The 23,988-nt window shown below is 44.7% G+C and carries 22 protein-coding genes; 1 reads left to right on the forward strand and 21 read right to left on the reverse strand.

Features of this window, described 5'->3' with window-relative positions; genetic code table 11:
* Positions 1-83: 83 nt before the first annotated feature.
* From AC3WJJ_RS06965 to lspA, 16 genes are all read right to left on the reverse strand, one after another.
* Positions 84-248, reverse strand: a complete 165-nt coding sequence (locus tag AC3WJJ_RS06965) for a hypothetical protein (RefSeq protein ID WP_379250027.1) — start codon at positions 246-248, stop codon at positions 84-86.
* A 163-nt stretch (positions 249-411) separates the two neighbouring features.
* Entirely contained in the window at positions 412-1,005 is a 594-nt protein-coding gene (locus AC3WJJ_RS06970) for a TetR/AcrR family transcriptional regulator (RefSeq protein WP_492539144.1), read from the reverse strand.
* 3 nt (positions 1,006-1,008) lie between these two features.
* On the reverse strand, positions 1,009-1,806 hold the full coding sequence (locus AC3WJJ_RS06975; protein ID WP_492539146.1) for a DUF2705 family protein: 798 nt from the start codon (positions 1,804-1,806) through the stop codon (positions 1,009-1,011).
* On the reverse strand, positions 1,803-2,714 hold the full coding sequence (locus AC3WJJ_RS06980; RefSeq protein ID WP_492539148.1) for an ABC transporter ATP-binding protein: 912 nt from the start codon (positions 2,712-2,714) through the stop codon (positions 1,803-1,805). The genes AC3WJJ_RS06975 and AC3WJJ_RS06980 overlap by 4 nt, the downstream gene beginning before the upstream one ends.
* Before the next feature lie 184 nt (positions 2,715-2,898).
* Positions 2,899-3,549, reverse strand: coding sequence for an orotate phosphoribosyltransferase (gene pyrE, locus AC3WJJ_RS06985; RefSeq protein WP_492539149.1), 651 nt, complete (start codon positions 3,547-3,549; stop codon positions 2,899-2,901).
* Positions 3,546-4,283: an orotidine-5'-phosphate decarboxylase gene (gene pyrF, locus AC3WJJ_RS06990; RefSeq protein ID WP_492539151.1), complete on the reverse strand. Its 738-nt coding sequence runs from the start codon at positions 4,281-4,283 to the stop codon at positions 3,546-3,548. Before pyrF ends, pyrE begins: the two co-directional genes overlap by 4 nt.
* A 19-nt stretch (positions 4,284-4,302) precedes the next feature.
* Positions 4,303-7,509, reverse strand: a complete 3,207-nt coding sequence (gene carB, locus AC3WJJ_RS06995) for a carbamoyl-phosphate synthase large subunit (RefSeq protein WP_492539153.1) — start codon at positions 7,507-7,509, stop codon at positions 4,303-4,305.
* 1 nt (position 7,510) lies between these two features.
* The gene (locus AC3WJJ_RS07000; RefSeq protein WP_492539155.1) at positions 7,511-8,653 is read right to left on the reverse strand and encodes a carbamoyl phosphate synthase small subunit; all 1,143 of its coding nucleotides are present in this window, start codon (positions 8,651-8,653) and stop codon (positions 7,511-7,513) included.
* 57 nt (positions 8,654-8,710) lie between these two features.
* Positions 8,711-10,003 (reverse strand): dihydroorotase, encoded by a 1,293-nt coding sequence (gene pyrC / locus AC3WJJ_RS07005; protein ID WP_492539157.1) that lies wholly within the window; start codon positions 10,001-10,003, stop codon positions 8,711-8,713.
* 117 nt (positions 10,004-10,120) lie between these two features.
* Complete coding sequence (locus tag AC3WJJ_RS07010; RefSeq protein ID WP_492539159.1) at positions 10,121-11,032, reverse strand: aspartate carbamoyltransferase catalytic subunit; 912 nt, start codon at positions 11,030-11,032, stop codon at positions 10,121-10,123.
* 2 nt (positions 11,033-11,034) lie between these two features.
* Entirely contained in the window at positions 11,035-11,586 is a 552-nt protein-coding gene (pyrR, locus tag AC3WJJ_RS07015; RefSeq protein ID WP_422660399.1) for a bifunctional pyr operon transcriptional regulator/uracil phosphoribosyltransferase PyrR, read from the reverse strand.
* Between the two features lie 282 nt (positions 11,587-11,868).
* Entirely contained in the window at positions 11,869-13,122 is a 1,254-nt protein-coding gene (locus AC3WJJ_RS07020) for an LL-diaminopimelate aminotransferase (protein WP_492539161.1), read from the reverse strand.
* A gap of 114 nt (positions 13,123-13,236) precedes the next feature.
* A complete protein-coding gene (gene abc-f / locus AC3WJJ_RS07025) occupies positions 13,237-15,231 on the reverse strand; it encodes a ribosomal protection-like ABC-F family protein (protein WP_492539163.1) in 1,995 nt (664 codons plus the stop codon).
* Between the two features lie 107 nt (positions 15,232-15,338).
* Positions 15,339-15,494, reverse strand: coding sequence for an RAxF-45 family protein (locus AC3WJJ_RS07030; RefSeq protein WP_492539165.1), 156 nt, complete (start codon positions 15,492-15,494; stop codon positions 15,339-15,341).
* A gap of 121 nt (positions 15,495-15,615) precedes the next feature.
* Complete coding sequence (locus AC3WJJ_RS07035) at positions 15,616-16,575, reverse strand: RluA family pseudouridine synthase (protein WP_492539620.1); 960 nt, start codon at positions 16,573-16,575, stop codon at positions 15,616-15,618.
* Positions 16,575-17,075, reverse strand: coding sequence for a signal peptidase II (gene lspA / locus AC3WJJ_RS07040; RefSeq protein ID WP_422660395.1), 501 nt, complete (start codon positions 17,073-17,075; stop codon positions 16,575-16,577). Before lspA ends, AC3WJJ_RS07035 begins: the two co-directional genes overlap by 1 nt.
* A gap of 206 nt (positions 17,076-17,281) precedes the next feature.
* Here lspA and AC3WJJ_RS07045 point away from each other — a divergent pair, with 206 nt between their 5' ends.
* Entirely contained in the window at positions 17,282-18,022 is a 741-nt protein-coding gene (locus AC3WJJ_RS07045; RefSeq protein WP_492539167.1) for a TraR/DksA C4-type zinc finger protein, read from the forward strand.
* 90 nt (positions 18,023-18,112) lie between these two features.
* Here AC3WJJ_RS07045 and AC3WJJ_RS07050 read toward each other — a convergent pair whose 3' ends face one another.
* From AC3WJJ_RS07050 to AC3WJJ_RS07070, 5 genes are all read right to left on the reverse strand, one after another.
* Complete coding sequence (locus AC3WJJ_RS07050) at positions 18,113-18,463, reverse strand: DUF5665 domain-containing protein (protein ID WP_492539169.1); 351 nt, start codon at positions 18,461-18,463, stop codon at positions 18,113-18,115.
* Between the two features lie 220 nt (positions 18,464-18,683).
* Positions 18,684-21,770, reverse strand: coding sequence for an isoleucine--tRNA ligase (ileS, locus tag AC3WJJ_RS07055; protein ID WP_492539171.1), 3,087 nt, complete (start codon positions 21,768-21,770; stop codon positions 18,684-18,686).
* A gap of 444 nt (positions 21,771-22,214) precedes the next feature.
* The gene (locus AC3WJJ_RS07060) at positions 22,215-22,709 is read right to left on the reverse strand and encodes a DivIVA domain-containing protein (RefSeq protein ID WP_422660392.1); all 495 of its coding nucleotides are present in this window, start codon (positions 22,707-22,709) and stop codon (positions 22,215-22,217) included.
* Positions 22,710-22,910: 201 nt separating this feature from the next.
* Positions 22,911-23,693 (reverse strand): YlmH family RNA-binding protein, encoded by a 783-nt coding sequence (locus tag AC3WJJ_RS07065; protein ID WP_492539173.1) that lies wholly within the window; start codon positions 23,691-23,693, stop codon positions 22,911-22,913.
* A gap of 14 nt (positions 23,694-23,707) precedes the next feature.
* The gene (locus AC3WJJ_RS07070; RefSeq protein WP_422660390.1) at positions 23,708-23,980 is read right to left on the reverse strand and encodes a YggT family protein; all 273 of its coding nucleotides are present in this window, start codon (positions 23,978-23,980) and stop codon (positions 23,708-23,710) included.
* Positions 23,981-23,988 lie beyond the last annotated feature (8 nt).

Raw genomic sequence — 23,988 nt, forward strand, 5'->3', positions numbered from 1 at the left:
GCGTCATTTAGTGCCGTAAACAGCGACAAGAATAAATATACAGCATTTGTGGCATGTAAGTCAAGATATTTTACAAAAAAATATCAAGGGATATATCGAATGCCGTATCTACCCTTTCTAGAACGGTACACTTCCACAACCTGGGGATCCCCATAACCGAATAACCAAGCGTCTTGTTCCAAACGTTTGGCAAAACATCCAGCTTGAAATTTGGTTGTGTACAGCTTACCGTAATATACCCAGTTCATAACTAAACGCCCCTTAAAAGTAATAATATTCATCCGTTGCTTATTATACCCGGCAAGCTCATAATCATTCTATAAAATGTGCTCCTCTATAAATGAAGAATAACCCCCTTGATTCCCAAGGGAGTTGTTGAATTTTACTGTATGGACTTTTGTGTAAGTCCTTCTATTGTTCCTGCAATTCCGTATGATTAGCACCCTGTTCAAGAATGCCGTGGTACAAAATAATCATCAATTGCTCACTAACCGCAGTCAAGCTACCTAATCCATCATACCATTCAGATTTAGCGGTAAATTCCTTAATGAACGTAAGAAAGGCTACCAGCAGATGAGGAGAAATATCCTTTCGAATCTGTCCTAACTGCTGCCCCTTGAAGATCATCATTTCAAACTCAGGAATAATCTTCTCACGGTTAAACGTCAGAAACTTCGCCATCTGATCAGGAAACTTCACAAGGTCAGTAATAAACTGCTGTGTCACATCTAACGAAAAACGATCCTTCTCTTCATAAAATAGAGTTAATGCTTCAAGTGGGTCCTTCGCATTATCCATAACCTCGCGATAAAGATTCCACGTATCCTCAATTAAGCTGTCAACCACATGATCAAGTAACCCTTCTTTACTCTGATAATAATTGTAAATCGTCATCTTAGAAACGGGTACAGCTTCAGCTATCTGCTCCATACTTGTTTGGAGTATTCCTCGTTCAAGAAACAGGCGTCTACCCATTTCAAGCACCGCGTCCTTTTTAGCGCTCATGATTCAGCCTAAATCCCTTCTTTTTAGCGTAACTACACCTGCTACTGTTCCAGCCGCATACAACCCTAATGTAACGATCCATCCATATGCTGTCAACCCGCTTCCCTTTACAATCTCCAACGTGTCAAACAATCGATAAGGTGAAATAGTGGAAATCTTCTGCATTAGATCACTACTTCCAGACAGGAGGTTAAGAAGAAAGGCTAATACTGCGATCCCTGCACCGATCGAGACGGCAGTTCGATCCGAAGTAACCCATGATGTAAATCCATAAGAAATCCCCATGAAAGATAATACAAGCTGATATCCAGCAAGAAGAAGACGGAGCATATCTCCGAACCGTACTTCTTGCCCTGATGACTGAGCTAGCACTAACAAAAGAGCAGTACCACATAAGAACACCATCGTCATGTACATTAAATGTGCAGCTACCTTCGACCAGAAGATCGAAGAGCGACTATACGGCAGTGTAAATAAGTACTCTCCCGTTCCACGGTCACGTTCCTTTGCTATACTCCCAGCCGCCCAAGCCGCTGCAAACGAAGATAATATCACTATGAAATAAGGAAATACTTGCGTCGCCATATAACCCTCAAAAGTCTGAAAGCTCTCCACCTGAATGCCAAAGGCTTTGAGGAGACCATCTGGCATTCCTTGTATGAGTTGCTCCATTTGAGGATTGTTGACGAATGCATCTGCCTTTCCGAGTAACAAGACAATGAAGATTAAAGTGACAGATAAACAACTATAAAATCCACGGCGATTCTGACGGAGTTCGTGCGCAATAAGATTCCATTTCATTGTTCTCCCACCTCTTCAGATGCTCTGTAATCATCCATAAATAGCTCTTCTATTGTCGGACGTCGAATGGATAAATCCAGAATAGGAAGCCCAGAGAGCTTAAGCAAGGCTGTTTGAAGTGAATCTCCCGTATGAAGCAGATGATGTATTCCGTCGAATTTAACAAAGGGATCAAGCTCGGTTAATCCATAGGTCTCAATCTGATTACCTGCTGCTTCGAATTGGATAGAAACTTTGTGAGTACGACTGTGCGAAAGATCATCTAGTCGGGATACACGGATAAGACGTCCTTCACGTATAAATGCAACACGTTCACACAGCTTCTCTATTTCAGAGAGAACATGCGTTGAGAAAAAAATCGTCATACCATCTTTCTTATTCAACTCTTTCAATAGTGTAAATAACTCTCGCTGTACTAATGGATCAAGCCCTGATGTAGGTTCATCCAAGATTAATAATTCTGGGCGGTGTAATAAGGACATAATGAGGCCCAGCTTCTTCCGATTCCCAAGCGAGTAGGATTTCACATTCTGTGAAGGGTCCCACTGCAGCCGTTCTGCATACTCCATAGCAGGCGTTTGTTTCAAGGTTAGTCCGTATGCCCTTGCAGTCAATTCTAAAGCCTGCTTGCCGCTCATATAGGGATAGGAAACAATCTCGGAGGGGAGGTAGCCAATTCGTCTCCGTAACTGTGGCTTCTCATGATTAAGTGTGCATCCAAGTACTTTCAATGTTCCTTGCGTGGGATACAAAAGCTGCATGATCATTCGAATCGTTGTAGACTTTCCAGCACCATTGGGTCCAATAAACCCAAATACTTCACCCTGCTGTACTTTTAAGTTCAAATCCGTTACAGCCCTTTTAGAACCATACATCTTACCGATTCCAACAGCTTCTACAGCTAACATGGATTCACACCCCTTTTTATACTCCAAAATCACTTATAGTACATATTATTTCGTCATTTCCAGACATTGTCAAGGTTATTATTTACTTTTATATTTCTGTGAGTATAATAATCATACTTTCAACTGTACAAAAAAAGACTGCCGCCCCGTCATTCGACGATAGCAACAGCCTTTATCTGAGATATTACTTTAGAGAGTCACCATATGCAGCAGGATTAGCTCTAAAGGATTGAAGTAGTTCCAAATCTTCCTCTTGAATGTGTCCTTCGCGCACTGCCACTTCGGTGAGTGCAGTATAGTTGGACAAGCTCTGTAGAGGGATATTTGCTTCAGAGAAAGCTTGTACAGCTTTATCCAATTGGTAGCTGAATATGGCAAGGACGGCAAGTGCATCTGCGCCTACAGCTTGAACCGCTTGCGCTGCTTTAAGCGAGCTCCCCCCGGTCGAGATCAAATCCTCAATGACAACAACCTTCTGACCTGGTTTAATATGACCTTCGATCATATTCTCTTTACCATGGCCTTTAGCTTTATCACGTATATAAGCCATTGGAAGATTCAGCTTCTGAGCTACCCATGCAGCATGCGGAATACCCGCTGTAGCTGTACCTGCAATCACTTCAACATCTGGATATTGCTCCCGAATAATAGATGCGAATGACTCGGCAATGTAGTCACGAACTTCAGGATAAGACATCGTTAGACGGTTATCACAATAGATCGGAGATTTAATCCCTGATGTCCAAGTGAACGGTTCATGCGGTCGCAAAGCTACCGCTTCGATTTTTAATAGATAAGACGCAATTTGTTGTGGAATTTCGGCTATTGTGCTCATGCTCTGATCATCTCCTCTATAATCTGTTCTGCTGCCGCTCTAGGGTCCGGCGATGCCGTGATTGGACGACCAATAACAAGGTAGTGGCTTCCCCGCGAAATAGCTTGTCCAGGCGTTAATACACGAGATTGATCTCCAATACTTGCTCCAGATGGCCGAATGCCAGGGGTTACCGTTTTGAACTCTGATCCACAAGCTGCTGAGATCGCTTCTACCTCTAGTGAAGAGGCAACAACACCGTGAAGCCCCGCTTTTTTCGCTAGCTTCGCATAACGGACAACGGATGCTTCAACAGAACCATCGATTCCGATTTCTTCATTCATTACTGTTTGGCTTGTGCTCGTAAGCTGGGTTACTGCAATGATAGTAGGCATGACAAGACCCGGGGTCTCCGCAACTGCGGCCTCTGCCCCGGCTTTTGCCGCTTGCATCATGCTGACACCGCCTGCGGCATGGACATTGAACATATCCACACCGAGTCGTGTCACACTATGGGAGCCGCCTTTTACCGTATTCGGAATATCATGCATTTTCACATCCAGAAAGACGGAGTAACCTCTTTCTTTAAGACTTCTTACAAAATCAGGTCCAGCTGTGTAAAAGAGTTGCATTCCCACTTTCATATAGCAAGGAATACCCTCAAGCTTACGGACCAGTTCGGATGCCTGAGCGGCATCCGGATAATCCAGGGCCACCATCAGGCGACCCGACATTTCTTTATAATCGGTGTTCATCGTACTCCCCCTTTAAAAATTATACTGGCATTGCTTCTGAGGAGAAGTTGATCGTCTCCAGCATCGTGAGAAGTTCACGTACTGTATCAAGAGAAGTCATGCAGACTACACCGTTCTCTACCGCTTCACGGCGGATACGGAATCCGTCACGCTCTGGCGTTTTACCTTTTGTAAGTGTATTGAAGACAAAGTTCGCTTCACCCGTGCGAATCATATCTAGAATGTTAGGCGTACCTTCGGACAGTTTGTTAACTGTCGTTACAATAAGTCCAGCTTCTTTTAGTGCTGCAGCTGTTCCACCCGTTGCAATGATCTTATATCCGAGCTTTTGGAAGCCTTTCAACAAGGCTGCCGCTTCTGCTTTGTCCTTGTCAGCTACAGTAGCAATGATGGCCCCCGTTGAAGGAATCTTCATACCAGCACCGATTAGACCTTTATACAATGCTTTAGCATATTTCACATCGCGTCCCATAACTTCGCCTGTTGACTTCATCTCAGGTCCAAGCGTAGGCTCAACTCGGCGCAGCTTCGCAAAGGAGAATACCGGTACTTTAACCGATACGTGCTCGCTTTCAGGCCACATGCCTTCCTCATAACCAAGATCCTTCAGTTTTGTTCCAAGAATCGCTTGTGTAGCTAAGTTCGCCATTGGAATTCCCGTTACCTTACTCAGGAATGGAACGGTACGAGATGACCGCGGATTCACTTCGATAACATAAACTTCATTTTCATAGATAATGAATTGGATATTTACAAGTCCGAATGTCTTAAGTTCTTTAGCGATTTTGATTGTAATTTCTGTAATTTTCACTTTCAGTTCTTCTGTAAGATACTGTGGTGGATACACTGCGATGGAGTCACCGGAGTGAACCCCTGCACGCTCTACATGCTCCATGATGCCTGGGATCAGGACTGTGTCACCATCACAGATCGCATCAACTTCCACTTCCTTACCCAGCATGTAACGGTCAATCAGAACCGGATGCTCTGGGTTGATCTTCACAGCTTGCTCCATATAGCTCAGTAATTCGCTGTCAGAGTATACAATTTCCATCGCACGACCACCGAGTACATAAGAAGGTCTCACAAGAACAGGGTAACCGAGCATTTGAGCTGTACCTACAGCCTCATCTACTGTAATAACCGTCTTACCCTTCGGTTGTGCAATGTTCAATCTGGAGAGCAGTGCTTCGAATTTCTTACGGTCTTCCGCTTCATCAATGCTTTCCAGGCTTGTTCCAAGGATGGTTACCCCGGCTTTCTTCAAAGGAGCAGCCAAGTTGATAGCAGTTTGTCCACCGAACTGGACGATAACGCCAACCGGTTTCTCTTGTTCGATGACATTCATTACATCTTCGAAGAAGAGAGGTTCGAAGTACAGGCGGTCGGAAGTGTTAAAGTCTGTCGAAACCGTCTCAGGGTTGTTATTGATAATAACCGCTTCATAACCCGCTTTTTGAATAGCCCACACCGCATGCACTGTAGAGTAGTCGAACTCAATACCTTGACCGATCCGGATTGGTCCAGAGCCGAGTACGATGATTTTCTCTTTTGAAGTTTCGATAACCTCGTTCTCTGTTTCATAAGTTGAATAGTAGTAAGGCGTCGTAGATTCGAACTCAGCCGCACAAGTATCAACCATTTTGTATACCGGACGAAGACTATGTTCATGACGAAGGAATCGGATCGATTCTTCTGTTGTATGTGATGTTGCTTTACCTTCAGCGCGCAGTTCAGCAATTGCGCGGTCTGTAAAGCCAAGACGTTTAGCTTGATACAATGTTTCATATGTCAGTGCAGCTTCGCTGCGAATATGTTTCTCGTAGTTGATAAGTCCTTCGATCTTATCGAGGAACCACCAGTCAATATGGGTCAGATCCTGAATTTTTTGCAATTCATAACCGCGGCGGAAAGCCTCTGCGATCAGGAATATACGCTCATCATCAGCTTTAACCAATCGCTCATTCAGCACTTCTTCACTAAGCTCTTCTGCGCCTTTCAAGTAAAGGCGGTGCACTCCGATTTCCAGGGAGCGGACTGCTTTATGAATCGACTCTTCGAACGTACGGCCGATTGCCATAACTTCGCCTGTCGCTTTCATTTGAGTACCGAGCTTACGGTTAGCAGATGTAAATTTATCAAACGGCCAGCGTGGGATTTTGCTAACAATGTAATCCAGCGTTGGCTCGAAGCATGCGTAAGTTTGACCAGTAACCGGGTTCACGATTTCATCCAGTGTGTAACCCATAGCGATTTTTGCTGCCATTTTGGCAATCGGGTATCCTGTTGCCTTGGAAGCAAGCGCAGAGGAGCGGCTCACACGCGGGTTAACTTCGATTACATAGTACTGATAGCTGTTCGGATCGAGTGCGAATTGTACGTTACAACCGCCTTCGATGTTCAGTGCACGAATGATTTTCAAGGAAGCAGATCTCAGCATTTGGTACTCACGATCAGACAATGTCTGGCTAGGAGCCACAACGATACTATCACCCGTGTGAACGCCTACTGGATCAAAGTTCTCCATGTTGCAGACAACGATACAGTTGTCGTTAGCATCACGCATAACTTCGTATTCTACTTCTTTCATACCTGCGATACTCTTTTCAATCAGACATTGATTGATTGGGCTGTAGCGAATACCTGAGGAAACTGTTTCGCGCAATTCCTCTTCGTTCGCACAGATACCTCCACCTGTTCCTCCTAGTGTATAGGCAGGACGAACAATCAGTGGATATCCAATTTCACCTGCGAAATCAAGCGCCTCTTCAAGCGTTGTTACAATCGTGCTCTCTGGAACAGGCTGCTCCAACTCACGCATGAGATCACGGAACAAGTCACGATCTTCTGCCTTCTCAATAGAGTCAAGCTGTGTACCAAGCAGTTTTACATTCTCCTGCTCAAGAATACCTGCACGAGCAAGTTCAACTGCCATGTTAAGACCTGTTTGACCACCAAGCGTAGGAAGCAGGCCATCAGGACGTTCCTGACGGATGATTTGTGTAACGAAATCGAGTGTAATTGGCTCGATGTATACTTTGTCTGCCATGTTCGTATCTGTCATGATTGTAGCTGGGTTACTGTTGATCAGTACAACTTCAATACCCTCTTCTTGCAAAGCCTGACAAGCTTGTGTGCCAGCATAATCGAATTCTGCTGCCTGACCGATAACGATCGGGCCGGAGCCGATGACGAGAATTTTTTTCAACTGTTCATTTTTAGGCATATTAGCGAGCTCCTTTCACGGCTGCAGCCAGAACCGCTTGACGTGGTTTCTGGATTTCATTGTTCTTGTGTTGTGCGATCATTTCAAGGAATTCATCGAACAGATAACTGCTGTCATGTGGACCAGGAGCAGCTTCTGGGTGGTATTGTACCGAGAATGCCGGATACTTCGTATGTTTTAGTCCTTCAACGGTCTTATCGTTATTGTTGATATGTGTAATCTCAAGATCCGTACCCTTTATAGAATCTTCATTCACGGCGTAGCTATGGTTCTGTGAAGTAATATAGCAGCGTCCGCTAGACAATTCTTTAACCGGGTGGTTTCCTCCGCGGTGTCCGAACTTCAGCTTCTCGGTGTCAGCACCGGATGCAAGTGCGAACAGCTGGTGACCGAGGCAGATCCCGAAGATTGGATATTCACCGAGCAGTTCCTTAATCATATCTACTGCGTAAGGAACATCTTTCGGGTCCCCAGGGCCGTTCGACAGCTGAATGCCATCAGGACGCAAGCGACGAATTTCATCTGCCGTTGTGTCATGAGGTACAACCGTCACGTCACATCCACGGGATGTAAGTTCTTTCAAAATTCCGCTCTTTGCACCGAAGTCAACAAGCACAATGCGCTCCTTTTGACCAGGGCTTGTGAACATTTGAGGAGTAGAAGTACGTGCAACCTGATTCCGAAGCTGTGGAATTGAAGTATCGTTCAGCATTTCCATAAGCTCTTCAACCGGCTTAGAGGAAGTTGTCAAAACCGCTCTCATTGTACCGTGATGACGGATAATCCGAGTAAGCATCCGAGTGTCGATTTCGCTGATGCCTGGAATGCCATATTCTTTCAGCAAGTTATCAACACTGTACTCAGCCCGCCAGTTGCTTGGCACAGGCTCATGACGACGAACGACAAATCCGTTTACGTATGGTCTGATCGATTCAAAGTCATCCCGCGTAATACCGTAGTTCCCGATCAAGGGATAAGTCATTGTTACGATCTGTCCACAGTAAGAAGGGTCAGACAACACCTCTTGGTAACCTGTAATTCCTGTATTAAAAACAACCTCTCCAGTCATTTCAGCGTCTGCACCAAAAGCCTTTCCGCTGAACAGTGTGCCGTCCTCCAGTAATAATCTTGCCTGTGCCTGCATTCCATTCACTCCTATCATCTATGTGTAAGTAATTGTTATTTATTGCTAGTGATTGTTCTATTCAAACCCATTCGTTTCGGACCATTTGATCTTGCCATCTACCCAAGTCATAACCGGCCAACCTTTCAGCTTCCAACCTGTAAATGGTGTGTTCCGGCCTTTTGTTGCGAATTGATCCGGATTGACTTCCTTCTCGCTCTCCAGATCAATCATGGTTAGATCAGCTGGCGCTCCAGCTTTCAATACGCCGTTATCCAGTCCGAATACTCTTGCAGGATCGCTAGTCATGCGCTGTACAAGCAAGGAGAGATCCCATTTACCTGTAGCAACGAACTTGGTGTAGAGCAGTGGAAAGGCCGTCTCAAAACCGACAATCCCGAATGGTGCGAGCTCCATCCCTTTCGCTTTCTCCTCTTCACTATGAGGAGCATGGTCCGTTACGATCATATCGAGCGTTCCATCCAGCAAGCCCTCGATGCATGCTTCCACATCGCGTGGAGAGCGTAGCGGCGGGTTCATCTTCCAATTTGCGTCTAGTCCAGGTATATCTTCATCAGAGAGTACCAAGTGGTGCGGACATACCTCAGCAGTTACAGAGATCCCAATCGCTTTTGCCTGACGGATAAGTCTTACAGACTGTTCTGTGCTTACGTGGCATACATGATAGTGAACCCCAGTTGCTTCTGTGAGCAAAATGTCGCGTCCAACATGGATCGCTTCCGATTCATTCGGAATCCCCTTAAGTCCGTGCTTCTCAGCGAATTTCCCTTCGGTTACACAAGCACCTTTTACCAAGGAATCATCCTCACAGTGAGCGATAACCGGCATGCCCATCGAAGCCGCTTTCTTCATCGCGTCCTTCATCATCTGTGCATTCTGTACGCCGACACCATCGTCTGTAAAGCCAATCGCTCCTGCTGCTTTCAAAGCTTCAAAATCCGTAAGCTCTCTTCCAAGCTCATTCTTAGTGATTGCTGCATATGGAAGTACTTTGGCCATATCTGCTTGCCGCGCCTTCTCAAGTACAAGTGCTACCGTATCAGGATTATCCATCACAGGTTTGGTATTAGGCATGCAGGCGATTGTACTATATCCACCCTTGACCGCAGAGCGACTGCCGCTTTCGATCGTCTCCTTATGCTCAAACCCTGGCTCTCTTAGGTGTACGTGCATATCAATGAATCCAGGTGTGACCAACTTTCCTTCCGCATCGATCACGCTGCCCTGATCTGGCAGTTCGTGACTTTCATCTGTTACGGATTGAATGACTCCGTTATCGATGACGATCGTCTTAAGTTCCAGTTGTCCTTCTTCATTAATTACATTAGCGTTCTTAATTATCTGTAGCACGTAGTTATCCCCCCGCTGTAGAAGCACGGTCCGCTTCTTGTATATTGTATAATATTAATTCACTTTTGTGTATATTTATTAATAATTCCAACTCACACTGATGATAACTAAGTCTATCTATCCTTTCATGGCTCGTTCCATTACCGCCATCCGAACAGGCACTCCGTTAGCCATTTGCTTGAATATCATAGACCTTGAGCATTCGACCACTGCATCGTCAATCTCCACATTTCTGTTCACTGGAGCTGGATGCATAATGATTGTATGTCCTGAAAGCTTAGAGGCTCTCTCTTCCGTTAATCCATAATGTTCACGATATTCCGCATTCGAGCTAATCAAACCTTCGTGATGCCGCTCTAGTTGTACTCGTAGCATCATGACTACATCCGCTTTTAGTGCTTGTTCCATACTGACATACGGTGCATACTGCGCAAGCTCAGGTGCTTGCATAGAAGGCGGTGCGCAGAATTGAACTTTAGCACCGAACTTTTGTAGTGACCAGAGGTCTGATCTGGCAACACGGCTGTGTTTGATGTCTCCGATGATTGAGACGGTTAAACCTTTCAACTCACCAAAGTTCTTCTTCATCGTGTATAGATCTAAAAGCGCTTGCGTTGGGTGCTCATTGTTTCCATCCCCTGCATTTACGAGTGGAATCGACACTTGCTTAGCAAGTTCTTGAAGAACACCTGACGGCTTCAATCGGATAACTCCGGCATCCACGCCCATCGATTCCAGTGTACGCACGGTGTCATAAATTGACTCTCCCTTTTCCACACTGGATGCCGCTGCTGTAAAGTTCATCACTTCAGCTCCAAGCCTTTTCTCAGCCATCTCGAAGGAAAAGCGTGTTCTTGTACTATTTTCAAAAAACATGTTCACTGCGAATTTCTGGTTTAGTACCGGAATGACTTTATCCGGTTGAGCCTCCCAGTAGGCGGCCCGATTTAGTATTGAATCTATTTCATCTCGGCTGATGTCTTTAAGTCCCAGCAGGCTTCGCTCTTTAATGGAAGTTGCTGTCGTCATGCTCATCGTTCCTCTCTCTGCGAGATTGTAACTTCATCCTTACCGTCATATTCCGAAAGCGCGACTGTTATCTCTTCGTGTTTGGAGGTTGGTACGTTCTTACCTATATAATCCGGGCGGATTGGCAACTCTCGATGTCCTCTATCTGCAAGTACAGCCAGCTGAATCATCCGTGGTCGACCGCAGTCCATCAGCGCGTCTAGCGCGGCTCGGATCGTACGGCCCGTATAGAGCACATCATCGAACAAAATCACTTTTTTCTCATGGACATTCAGGTTTTCTGGACTAAGCTTTGTCTTCTCAACTCTACCGAGCCCTTCTTCCCGATCGTCCCGATATGAGGTAACATCAATTTCACCGTATGGGATCGGTCTGCCTTCAATCTCTTGAATGCGCTCTGCGATCCGCTGTGCCAGGAACACACCCCGGGTGCGGATACCGACAAGAACGCAGTCCTCGATGCCTCTGTTCTTCTCTAATATCTCATGAGCGATTCTTGTCAGAGCCCGCCGGATTGCCGTTTCGTCCATAATCACATGCTGTTCACTGCTCATCATAAACCCTCCTATTAGATATAGCCCTCTACATCAATCTTGCGTATTTACACAAAAAAACTCCTTGCCGTGTTAGGCAAGGAGTTAATCTCATGTAGACACAAAGAGATTGTGTTGAAGCATTTCATTTCCATCCGCAGATGAAATGATGCTCCCATACATGAACGTTTGGTTCACGTTACCTTGCCAGCCTCACGGGACTGATTTAAAGGTGCTATTCGACTGATTTAAATTATGACAGACCTATAGAAGGTTGTCAACCAAAGTTGCCTACAAAACAGACTAGAATTCGAACTCAACTTCACTAAGTCTATCCCTAATTTCCGATATCACACGTTTCTCATCCTTTTCACCATTAGAAATAAATGTAACAGAAAATCGTACAAAATGTCCTGCATCATCCCAAGGCACTGTAGAGATGAGTTTTTCTCGAATAAGGTACTGGGAGAACTCTTCTCCAGATTCGAACCTGCGACCACCTTTAATACCTTTTGGAGCTTCAACATAGAGGAAGAATGACCCCTTTGGCTTTTCCGCTGTGAATCCCAGTTCATTAAGTACAGCAACCAGCATATCGTGACGACGTGAATACTTGGCGGCAATTTTCTCAGTAATCTCAGGATGTTGCAAACCATAAGCAGCCGCCTTTTGTATAGCAATAAATTGACCCGAATCGTTGTTATCCTTCACATCACCAAATGCCTTTACAATGAGTGGATTACCCGCGATAAACCCAATACGCCATCCTGTCATATTGTAAGACTTAGACAAGGAATGCAGCTCAACACCTACATCTTTGGCCCCAGGTACAGATAAGAAGCTAAGAGGCTTCCTTCCGTCATAAGTAAGAGCAGCATAGGGAGCATCATGGACAACAACTACATTGTATTTACGTGCCCATGCCACCACTTCTTCAAAAAACTCTACTGTCGCACTAGCCCCTGTCGGATTGTTCGGATAGTTCAAATAGAGAAGCTTCGCTCGTCTGGCGATTTCCTCAGGTATGGCATTTAAATCAGGCAAGAAGGCATTCTCCTTCCTCAGCTCTACCGTGTATACCTCACCACCCAGATATTTCGTATGCGTACCAAGAATCGGATAACCAGGTACAGTCATAATCGTCACATCACCTGGGTTAATGAAGCAAGATGGAAGCATGGCAAGCGCTGGTTTGGAGCCAATAGAATGGAGAACTTCGGTTTCAGCATCCAATCCTTCCACGTTAAATACCTCTTCTAAATAACGAACCGCAGCCTCTTTAAACTCAGATATTCCGTTATCCGCATACCCACGATTCTCTGGCTTAGCCGCTTCTTCTGCGAGCTTTCTTACGATGCCCGCATCGGCCATTTCGTCAGGTTCTCCAACCCCCATATCGATTAACTCTATATGTGGAAATTCCTTTTTGGCTGCGGCTTTAGCACGTTTAATCTTCTCGAATTTATAAATAGCTGTATCTTTACCATAGTTTGACCCACCGATTCGATCTGCAAAGTTGTGCTGAATAAATGTATCTTGATATTGTTCTATGTTCATGATTTGCACTCATCTCCCACTATAGCGTTCACTGATATTGTTAAATATGCCGTAAAAACGCAAGATGAGCCATGTATTTTATATCAAATGATTTGTACTATTGTAATATCCATCCTAGGATAGCTCTATCCACTCAGCGAGAAGCTTATCGCGCTGCAGTACAAGAGCTTCATGCTCATTCCATTGTTGTTCCAGCTTAAGCAGATCATCCACTTCCTCAGTCTGGATCGTTTCGATTTTCATCACTAATTCAAGCGCATGAATTTTAGCTTCCAATGAAGATATATCTTGTTCGAGCCGCTGAAGTTTATTTGTTACTAATTCCCTTTTATCCTTGGACTGTCTCTGTCGTTCCTTGGCTGAACCCTTAGCTAAGGAAGCCCGTGATGTATCCACATCATGATAAGACCCTCTACATAATCGCCCTGAGTGTTCTTGGATTTGAGTTTCTTGTGATTGTAATTGGATCCTTGCTAGTTGCTCTGCCTTCTTATCACGATAAGCATCATAGTTACCAAGGAAAACACTTAGCCGGCACTCTTCAATTTCCCATATTCGTTGTGCCAATCGATTAACGAAATAACGGTCATGTGATATCGCCAGAACCGTTCCTGTATAATCAATAAGCATTTCTTCCAACGCTTCTCTTGAGGCAATATCTAAGTGATTCGTCGGCTCATCAAGTAAGAGTAGGTTCGGTTTTTGATGCATTATCAGTGCCAGTCTAAGTCGCGTCCATTCACCACCCGATAGCTGCCCTACCGCTTGAAACACGTCGGGACCGAAGAATAAATACCTGGCCAGCATCCCACGTGCTTCACCTTCTTCGACTCTCGCATTTTTCTTGAAGAAATCCAATACGGTTGCTCTTGAGTCAGTTGGCTCCTCCTGCTGAGGCAAGTAGCCAACATTAACCCGCGCCCCCAATTCCAACCATCCTGAGTCAGGCTTCTCTTCGCCAAGCAGCATCTTAAACAATGTGGTCTTACCACTGCCGTTACGACCCATCAAGACAAACTTATCCCCATACTGCAATAAGCCGTTTGCATTTTTAAGTACAGACTTTCTTCCGTAGGACTTTTCAAGTTGTTCAAAGACGGCTACTCGGCGTCCAGACCGATCCAGCGAATCAACTGCAAATTCTGCCTGACGCCGCTCCAAAATGGGACGCTTGATCCTTTCCATTCGTTCCAGTGATCGGCGCATGGAAGCTGCTCTCTTGAAAAATTTTTCATTGTCACCGTTTCTACCCCATTCTTCTAACTGCCTAATAGTTTCATTCATCTTTTTGATCTTCTTTTGTTGTTCTTGATAATCGTTGAATTGTTGTAACAGCCTCTCTTCCTTCTCCTTCATATAATCTGTATATCCACCATCCGAAGTGAATGCTTCTCCATCTTCTATTTCAATAGTCTTTGAGATTACACGGTCGAGAAAGTAACGGTCATGAGAAATAATGACGCATGTCCCATTATAATCTTGTAAATAAGATTCCAGCCATTCAGTCCGGGCCAAGTCGAGATGATTCGTCGGTTCATCAAGCAACAACAGCTCTGGCTTTACGATCAGCTGAGATGCCAATATCACACGGGTCTGCTCACCTCCAGATAAGGAACTAAACCGAAGTTGATATGCATCTTTCGAAATATCTAGTCCTGAAGCCACTTGATCGATGATCGCATCCATCTCATATCCACCTTCACGTTCAAAGCGTTCTTGAAGAGAGGCATATTTCCTAAGCAGTTGTTCAAGCTTATTATCATTTCCGACATAGAGAGGATCGCCCATCATCTGTTCCAGCTCCGATATTTGGCAGCGACACTCACCTAATTCCTTTAGGCCCTCTGTCAAAACATCGAATACGGTACAATGCTCATCAATGGATGGAACTTGAGCTAGATAACCGATCTTTGTATTTCTCCTAATCATCAACTGTCCTTCGTCTGGGACCAACTTACCCGCAATAAGACGCATAAGGGTTGATTTCCCGCTTCCATTACAGCCTATTAACCCGACCTTCTCACCTTCTTTAATTTCAAAATGAATATGGTCAAGCACAAGGTTCGCGCCATAGTACTGTGTTAATTCCTTAGCGTTTATTAATATCATAATTGAGGTTCCTCCTATTTATGGAGAAGACCTTACTGCAACACAAAAAAGGCCGCAGAGCAAGCTCCGCGGCCTTTTCCAAACAAGACGTAAACCTTTCTAAGGGTTTACTCCGTGTGGGCAGGTAGGTGACTTCTCGCAATGGTACAATCCGTATTATTCAAATTGGACAGACTTCTCCCGTTGTAAGAAAAAGTGTGAACAATGCCAGCCATAGCAAGCGGCAGCCGGCTAATACAGTTGTTAACCATCTCGATATTCATCCTACCTCACCTCCCCATATCATAATTGTTCTGAATATAGCACAAATATAAATCAGATGCAATAAGTGGAAATGCTTTTAAGAATTAGACATTAACTAATGACAGTCAAAAAAAAAAACCGCTAGCGGCTTCGTAGCACCGCTAACAGTTCCTCCATCTCTTCCGGCAAAGGTGCCGTGAATTCCATATATTCGTTCGAGGTTGGGTGGATGAATCCAAGAACAGCAGCATGAAGTGCCTGTCCGTTCATTTTAAGCCCCTTACTCTTACCATACACCGGATCTCCCACTAGTGGGTGTCCTATATACTTCATATGCACACGAATCTGATGAGTCCGACCCGTTTCCAGCTTTAATTCAAGCAAACTATAGTCCCCGAATCGCTCTACGACAGTAAAATGGGTTACCGCATGTTTACTATTTCGATCAGTCACCATATAAAGCTTCCGATCATGGGGATCTCTACCTATAGGTGCATCCACCGTTCCCTGATCATGACTGATATTACCATGCACTAATGCATAATAGCGTCGGGTGACACTATGCTCCTTCAATTGAGCAGCAAGTGATGCATGGGCTTTATCATTCTTCGCGGCCATAATCAATCCAGACGTATCCTTATCGATTCGGTGGACAATACCAGGGCGAAGCTCTCCATTAATACCGGATAAATCTTTACAATGGTGCATAAGCGCATTGACGAGTGTCCCTGATGGATGACCTGGAGCAGGGTGTACAACCATACCTCTAGGCTTATTCACAACGATCAGATCACTGTCTTCATAAGCAACATTAAGTGGTATATCCTCCGGTGTAATTTCGACCCCCGCTACCTCAGGAATGACAAGTGAAATTCGATCTCCTGCATTCAGTTTATAATTCGACTTCACTTGATTGTCATTGACCTTCAAATGCCCATCGGCTATCCATAACTGAACTTGTGAGCGTGACGCCTCTTCACCCAGCGCCTCCGCTATGTATTTATCAATTCTTGCTTTAGCATCTTCGGATTCTACAGTCCATTCATGGTCATTTATATCTTGTTGAAATTCATCTTCTAGTCTTTTGCCATCGTGCAAAATTATTCATTCCCTTCCTTACCGGAACTCTGTTGACCTGAACGTGCTTGTTCGCGCTTCCCATCCAGTATGGTGTCCAAAATGATCAATCCCACACCAATGACAATACAAGAATCAGCGATATTAAAGATTGGGAACGTATAAGTTCCAAACGTGAATTGGAGGAAATCTACAACCTCTCCCATCACAAGGCGATCAATGAAGTTCCCTAGTGCACCACCCAGAACAAGTGCAAGCGCTACGGGTAGCAATTTGCGACCTTCAGCAGTCACTTTTCTCATATACCAGATGATACCGACAACGACCAGAACAGTCACAACAATGAAGAACCATATCTGATCCTGCAAAATGCCAAATGCTGCCCCGCGATTACGACTTGATGTGATGACGAAAAAATCTCCGATCACTGGAATCTGCTCATACAATTCAAGCCGGGTTGCGATCAAATATTTAATTCCCTGATCGACGAGGAATACAATAAGCGCAATTAAATAATAGGCCACAGTAACTTGTCACTCCGATCTTGTCTAGTGCGAAAAAAAACACCCCACCATTCAAATGGAGTTTGCCCTTATTGTAGCACAGCAACTTTGAAATCGTCCATTCCCGTCCAATAAGGTGAACATTTTCCGTCTCTAAAATTGTCCATTAACGCGCACTATATAGATAGGATCAAGCGGTCTGCAACAAGACCTGAAAGGAGCTGTCCATGTCACACTTATCAGAAAAGCAAATGAAACAGCTACATCGCCAACTACTTGACCGTAAAGCCGAACTAGAACGTCTGAATAGCAATGATAATCATGGCTTAAGTGTAGCCGAACGCGATACTACCGGCGAACTGTCACATATTGATAATCATCCTGCCGATCTTGCAACAGAGCTATACGAACGGGAAAAAGATGTCGGGCTTCAGGATCTGGCCGAACTTCAATTGCAGCGTGTTCTGTCCTCATTAGAGTCGATGGATGATGGTCAGTACGGGACGTGTGTTGTCTGTGGAAAACCCATTCCATTCGAACGTTTGCAAGCAATTCCTGATACGATGTACTGTATCAAGGATACACCTCGCAAGGAGCTATCGCATAATCGACCGGTTGAAGAAGAGTTTCTTCACCCTCCATTTGGACGTTCCAGTCTGGATGAACATGAGTATTCCGGATTTGATGGGGAGGATGCACTTCAAATCCTTGAAAGCATGGGCAGTTCCAATTCACCAGCAATGGCTGAGAACCCTAATGTATCTAGCTACAATGAGATGGACTTTGAAGATAACGATGACCAGGGCGGATTTGTAGAGATCTACGAGAACTTTGTAGCTACAAATATTGATAATACAGAAGTATTCATCGTCCGCGGCGATCAATACTACGATTACTTGAATAAAGGCGAGGGAACCTTCCTTCTCGACCCTTATGCGGATCCAGGAGATGACGATCCTTTAGAATAAGGACAATGTGGCTTTTTCATTATTAAGTGCGGTTTCAGTTTCTCGGCTGATTCCGCTTTTTCATTTTTACTAAGTCGAATTTCGCTCCGTTTATCCCAACTCCAGCTGTCTTTGAACAATACGTACGATATCGGCAATATAATCACCGATTATTGGAAGATTCAACGCACCGAGCGCTTGAAGAAAATAAATAATGGTCGCAGCAAAAAAAGTAAAACCAATCGCGATCCCTACGCCTTTTGCCGATCCTGCCAGTAGATTCAACCAGATCAGCTTCCACGGTCTGTTTAGCAACTGGGTATAGTCTGCAATGCGAGATTTCTCTAACTGTGCTGCAATCTTCTCCGTAAGTATATACATTTTACTGAGTTGATCTTTTTCCTCCTCAAGTTGATGGGATTCATTCTCAAGCTTTTGCGGTTTATCGATTTTCTTCCCCATGGTTCATCGACTCCTTTTCTAACTAAATCTTTATTTATTCTCATGTGACCATATTCGCAAAATCCCTCTCGTTCTCCCCATATTTTTGATATTATGCAACAAAATCATTCTTACCATTCAATTACAACATAAAAAAACCATCAGCTCCGAGATAATATCCCGAAGCCGATGGCTTTAGTTAATCTTATATCTAGATGCTACTTAAATAGCGATCTGTCTACTAGCCGATATGAATACCGATCGTTTTACCGCCCAGTTCAACAATCTCCATACCTTCTTTTTGTCCAAAATGAACCTCTGTCACAAGCACATTATCGCGCAGAACGCTGTCATATGCGGTAATGGATGCTTGAAGCTCTTCATCAGCATGAAGGGTCAAAACTACACGTTTCTCGATCGGCAGATCAAGCTTTTTCCGCGTATCCTGCACAGCACGGACCACTTCACGCACCCAACCTTCTTGCTCTAGCTCAGGCGTGATATCAGTATTGAGAGCTACGGTCAAACCATAACCAGATGCAGAAGCGAAACCTTCCTTCGCCTGCTTCTCGATTAGAAGCTCTTCAGCTGTAATCTGCAGCTCTTCTCCTTCTGGTGAAGTCACATTGACACCACCATTTTGAACGACAGTGCGAGTTTCTTCACTGGACATGCCTTTAAGGAAGCCCTGTAGGAAGCCAATATTCTTTCCGTATTTTTTACCTGCGATTTTCAAATTCATCTTCAACGTAAAGTCTACAAAACCGCTATCGCTAGTCTCAACGATAATCTGTTTTACATTGATCTCTTCTTTGATGATGTCTTCATAATCTGCTAGATCAAAGTCACGGTCCATTGAAACGATAAGCTCAGACAATGGCTGACGTGTCTTAATCGCTGTTTCATTACGAACGTTACGAGCAAGCTCTACAATCTGACGAGCCGTTTCCATGTTCTGCTCAAGCGTCTTATCGATCATGGACTCATCCGCTTGTGGATAATCAGCCAAATGAACGCTTTCTCCTCCACCCAGATTCACGAAAATATCTTCGGAGAGCATTGGTGTGAACGGAGCCATAAGCTTCGACAACGTCAGAAGCACATGCGTAAGTGTTCCGTATGCTGCCAATTTATCTTCTCCAAGTCCACTGCCCCAGAAGCGATCACGCGACCGGCGGATATACCAGTTACTCAGCTCATCCACATAGGACTCAATCGCTTTTGCAGTATTCAAGAAGTCATTCACTTCAAGACCTTTGTTCACGCCTTGGATCAAACTGTTCAGACGAGATAGAATCCAGCGGTCCAACTTGTTGTTTGATGGCTTAAACTCATGTTCGGCTGGATCGTAGCCGTCGATGCCTGCATATAGCGTCAAGAAAGCGTGAGTGTTAACCAATGTATCAATGACTTTAGACTTCGCTTCGCCTACGATCCCTTTGGAGAAACGTTTGCTGTTCCAAGGAGCGCTATCAGCGAGAAGAGCCCAACGGAATGCATCTGTTCCGTACTCGTTAATGATTTCCCAAGGATCGATAACATTTCCTTTGGATTTGGACATCTTCTGTCCATTCTCATCCAAAATATGTCCTGTAGCCATAACTGCTTTATACGGCGCTTTGCCTGTAAAGAGTGTGGATACCGCCAAGAGACTGTAGAACCAGCCACGTGTCTGGTCGATTCCTTCACAGATCATATCTGCCGGGAATTGCTGATCAAACTTGCTCTCTTCTTCGAACGGATAGTGGTACTGTGCAAAAGGCATGGAGCCGGAATCAAACCATACATCAATTACTTCTGATGTACGTTCCATGACGCCTTCACAGTGAGGGCATTTCACCTTAACCTCATCCACATAAGGTTTATGCAGTTCTAAATCCTCGGGTACATCACCGATTGCATGCTCACGAAGCTCTGCAATGCTATGTGGTGCAAACTGGTGCTCGCCGGATTCACATACCCATACGTTCAGCGGTGTTCCCCAGTATCGGTTACGGCTAATGTTCCAGTCTACGAGGTCCTCTAGGAACTTACCGAAACGTCCATCACGCACATGCCCTGGATACCAGGTAACAGCGTTATTGTTCGCAATCAGTTGGTCCTTAACCGCAGTCGTCTCAATGAACCAGCTCTCCATCGCATAATAGAGAAGCGGAGATTTACAACGCCAGCAGAATGGATAGCTGTGCTCGTATTTCTCTTTGCTGTACAACAAGCCTTTTTCGGAAAGAGACTTCACGATATCAAGGTCGCAATCTTTTACAAAACGTCCCGCAAAATCGGTTACCTCATCGGTATAACGGCCTTGAGCGTTCACAACACTTACGAAGCTAATGCCATTCTCACGGCAGACACGATAGTCATCTTCACCATGTGCAGGTGCCAAATGCACGATACCCGTACCACTTGCATCTGTTACGAACGAAGCTCCAACGATGACGTTTGATTTTTCAGCCTTAACAAACGTAAATGGTGGAGTGTAAGTCTGACCTACAAGCTCTGATCCTTTTAGTGTCGAAAGGACTGTATGATCACCTTTCATAACCTTCTCTACCAGATTACTTGCAACGATGTACACACCATCTTCTTGCTGAACACGGGCATAATCCATATCTGGGTTAACGGCCAGTGCAACGTGAGAAGGAAGTGTCCAAGGTGTTGTCGTCCAAGCCAGTACATATTCACCAGTACCATCAAGCTTGAACTTCGCTGTAGCACTCAGGTCTTTAACATCCTCATACCCTTGAGCAACCTCGTGGGAGCTAAGAGTCGTCTGACAGCAAGGGCAATATGGACTTACACGGTGACCGCGATAGAGCAGGCCTTTGTCGTGAATCGTAGCAAGGATATTCCACACGCTCTCGATATAATTATTCTCTAGTGTAATGTATGGGTTATCAAGGTCTGTCCAGTAGCCGATCGCTTCTGTAAGTTCACGCCACTTGTGCTCATACTCGAACACACTTGCCTTACACTTCTTAATGAATGCTTCAACGCCATAATTCTCAATCTCTTGCTTACCAGAAATACCGAGCTGCTTCTCAACACCAAGCTCAACTGGAAGTCCATGTGTATCCCAGCCTGCTTTACGAATAACGTGATAGCCCTTCATCGTCTGGTAGCGACCAACAAAGTCTTTGATTACACGGCCAAGTACATGCCCGATATGAGGAGCTCCATTCGCCGTCGGAGGACCTTCATAAAATACATAATTCGGTTTCCCCTCGCGGTACTGCATTGTTTTCTTAAACGTATCTTCTTCATTCCATTTTTGTAGGATGCGGAGCTCTCTTACCCGCGCTTTCTCTTTGACATCTACTCTGTTCATCATGATCTTCCTTTCTTTATGCTGAGGGTTAGATCTAACCCTCTTGCCTTCCTCGGGAGAAAAATTGGCAAATAAAAAAGGCCCCATCCCCAAAGGGACGAGAACCTAGCTCGCGTGACCACCCTAATTTCGCTTTCGTACAGTCAGTTCCTATCGAACTCTGCACAAAAGACGACACCTCAAGTCCATGTCTTCTAAGACACGGAGCCGATATAACGTTCGGCTGACGGTTCTGCCTACTCACGCTTAGGGGCGATTTCAGCTTCACTTCTCCGGGAGGATCTTCCGTAAGGTCTGAACATTGGCTTTCAGCAGGATGCCAACTCTCTGAGGATACAGTTTCCTGACGTACTATTCCCATCAACGAATTCGTATGCAAATCATAATATGTTATTAGTTATAGACTCTTTCTGAAAAAAAGTCAACATGGTATTGCCCATTGCCTTAGTAAACTTCTTTAGGCTCCAGACTTGGCTCACGACTCTCTAGTGACTCCCAACCGTCATGCTTCAACAGTTCCAATTGAGCTTCTACCAAAGAGCGGAAGCGTGTCCGATAGATGGATGCTTGTTTCTTGAGTTCTTCCACTTCAAGCGAAACTTTGCGTGATTTGCTTAGAGCCTCGTTAATGATCCGGTCTGCATTCTTCTCGGATTCCTTAACAATCAGCTGTGCTTCCTTCTTCGCGTTGTTCTTCAACTCATCTGCCGCTTCCTGTGCGACGATAATGGTTTTGGATAGTGTGTCCTCAATGTTAACGAAATGATCCAATCTCTCTTGCAAAGACATTAATTGGTTGTGCAATTCCTTGTTCTCACGGATTACACTTTCATAATCTTTAATGACTTGATCCAAAAACTCATTAACCTCGTCCTCATCGTAACCACGGATACGGCGGGCAAACTCTTTATTATGTATGTCCAGCGGTGTTAATGGCATGATGTGCACCTCCTAAGAATATGGCTTCGCATGACGGTTTGAACCGCTGCTCGAAGCCGAACCACCCGCCTGTAACACAAGCGGTCAACAGATGTATCGGCATAATCTCACAAAATGATTACTACCAAAATATTGAAAAACCTTACATTAATATTCATTGTAGAACGTTTCGACAAAAAAACGGCAAATCCTTCAAACGATTCAGGTAAATTTACCGACCTTGACGCGGTATCGCCCTTTCTTTGTCAATCCTCCCGTTTCCAATACTTTAAAACGGCCGAAGCCTTGTATGGAAACCATATCTCCATCCTTAAGCATGGTCGAAGGATCCTCTGCTACTTTCCAATTGACACGGCAACGGCCTGCCTTGATGGGGACAACCATCTTCGTGCGGCTCATTCGGTGCACATCACTTGCTATACCATCCAGACGAAGTGATGCTACCGTCAGCTCCATTACCTCAAGATTAGATTCTTTCACTTTCAATTCCTGTATAGGCAGAAGCTCTGTCATCACATGCACACGGTGTACCTGATTAAGATTCATGTGAAGATAACTACCTATGTCTTCAGCTACAACGACATGGCAACCATCATCTAATACATGAATGTCCCCAATCTTTGATCGTTTAATACCAAGACCAAGCACCGATCCCATGTAATCCCCATGCTCCAGAGCAAGAAACTTCTGATCTCCTGAAGTAATACCCAGTACTTTAAGTCCCATATCTTCATCACTGAGATCCCTATAATCTGGAGCAACTAAAGCTCGTACACGCTCTGCATCAGGATACCCTCCGCTATAAACCGCATGAACATCCGGATGACGGTTAACGAGGCTTTCTAAAATAAACCGCTGGCGGGGATCCAGGAAATCTGTCAGCTTCATCTCATGGTACTGCCCCGCGTTCACGACCCATTCCCATGCTCTGTCAACAAACTCCCGTTCATCCCGGTGAAAGTGTTCGTATATTTCTAGTTGCATCGCTTAAATCCTTTCTAGCGCAAGAAGAAACCGAGTACGCCGTATACGCCACTTTGTGCCAATTGAAGTACGAATAACGCTATGATTGGAGAAATGTCAATCATACCCATGATTGGTGGGATGAAACGGCGGAATGGTGCGAGATAAGGCTCTACCAACTTACCAAGCAACTCTCCAATAAAACTCTCACGTACATTCGGTAGCCATGACATTAACACATACACAAGTATCATGTAAAAATAAATCTGAAATAAAACACCTACTAAAGCATAAATATTAGCCGTCAAAGCCTAAG

This window comes from Paenibacillus sp. FW507-14B1B, assembly GCF_058781425.1.

What these genes read in the sequence shown, in the direction of transcription:
- AC3WJJ_RS06965 (WP_379250027.1), bottom strand. Translation starts at nt 248, where the DNA reads ATGAACTGGGTATATTACGGTAAGCTGTACACAACCAAATTTCAAGCT.
- AC3WJJ_RS06970 (WP_492539144.1), bottom strand. Translation starts at nt 1,005, where the DNA reads ATGAGCGCTAAAAAGGACGCGGTGCTTGAAATGGGTAGACGCCTGTTT.
- AC3WJJ_RS06975 (WP_492539146.1), bottom strand. Translation starts at nt 1,806, where the DNA reads ATGAAATGGAATCTTATTGCGCACGAACTCCGTCAGAATCGCCGTGGA.
- AC3WJJ_RS06980 (WP_492539148.1), bottom strand. Translation starts at nt 2,714, where the DNA reads ATGTTAGCTGTAGAAGCTGTTGGAATCGGTAAGATGTATGGTTCTAAA.
- pyrE (WP_492539149.1), bottom strand. Translation starts at nt 3,549, where the DNA reads ATGAGCACAATAGCCGAAATTCCACAACAAATTGCGTCTTATCTATTA.
- pyrF (WP_492539151.1), bottom strand. Translation starts at nt 4,283, where the DNA reads ATGAACACCGATTATAAAGAAATGTCGGGTCGCCTGATGGTGGCCCTG.
- carB (WP_492539153.1), bottom strand. Translation starts at nt 7,509, where the DNA reads ATGCCTAAAAATGAACAGTTGAAAAAAATTCTCGTCATCGGCTCCGGC.
- AC3WJJ_RS07000 (WP_492539155.1), bottom strand. Translation starts at nt 8,653, where the DNA reads ATGCAGGCACAGGCAAGATTATTACTGGAGGACGGCACACTGTTCAGC.
- AC3WJJ_RS07010 (WP_492539159.1), bottom strand. Translation starts at nt 11,032, where the DNA reads ATGACGACAGCAACTTCCATTAAAGAGCGAAGCCTGCTGGGACTTAAA.
- pyrR (WP_422660399.1), bottom strand. Translation starts at nt 11,586, where the DNA reads ATGAGCAGTGAACAGCATGTGATTATGGACGAAACGGCAATCCGGCGG.
- AC3WJJ_RS07020 (WP_492539161.1), bottom strand. Translation starts at nt 13,122, where the DNA reads ATGAACATAGAACAATATCAAGATACATTTATTCAGCACAACTTTGCA.
- abc-f (WP_492539163.1), bottom strand. Translation starts at nt 15,231, where the DNA reads ATGATATTAATAAACGCTAAGGAATTAACACAGTACTATGGCGCGAAC.
- AC3WJJ_RS07030 (WP_492539165.1), bottom strand. Translation starts at nt 15,494, where the DNA reads ATGAATATCGAGATGGTTAACAACTGTATTAGCCGGCTGCCGCTTGCT.
- AC3WJJ_RS07045 (WP_492539167.1), top strand. Translation starts at nt 17,282, where the DNA reads ATGTCACACTTATCAGAAAAGCAAATGAAACAGCTACATCGCCAACTA.
- AC3WJJ_RS07050 (WP_492539169.1), bottom strand. Translation starts at nt 18,463, where the DNA reads ATGGGGAAGAAAATCGATAAACCGCAAAAGCTTGAGAATGAATCCCAT.
- ileS (WP_492539171.1), bottom strand. Translation starts at nt 21,770, where the DNA reads ATGAACAGAGTAGATGTCAAAGAGAAAGCGCGGGTAAGAGAGCTCCGC.
- AC3WJJ_RS07060 (WP_422660392.1), bottom strand. Translation starts at nt 22,709, where the DNA reads ATGCCATTAACACCGCTGGACATACATAATAAAGAGTTTGCCCGCCGT.
- AC3WJJ_RS07065 (WP_492539173.1), bottom strand. Translation starts at nt 23,693, where the DNA reads ATGCAACTAGAAATATACGAACACTTTCACCGGGATGAACGGGAGTTT.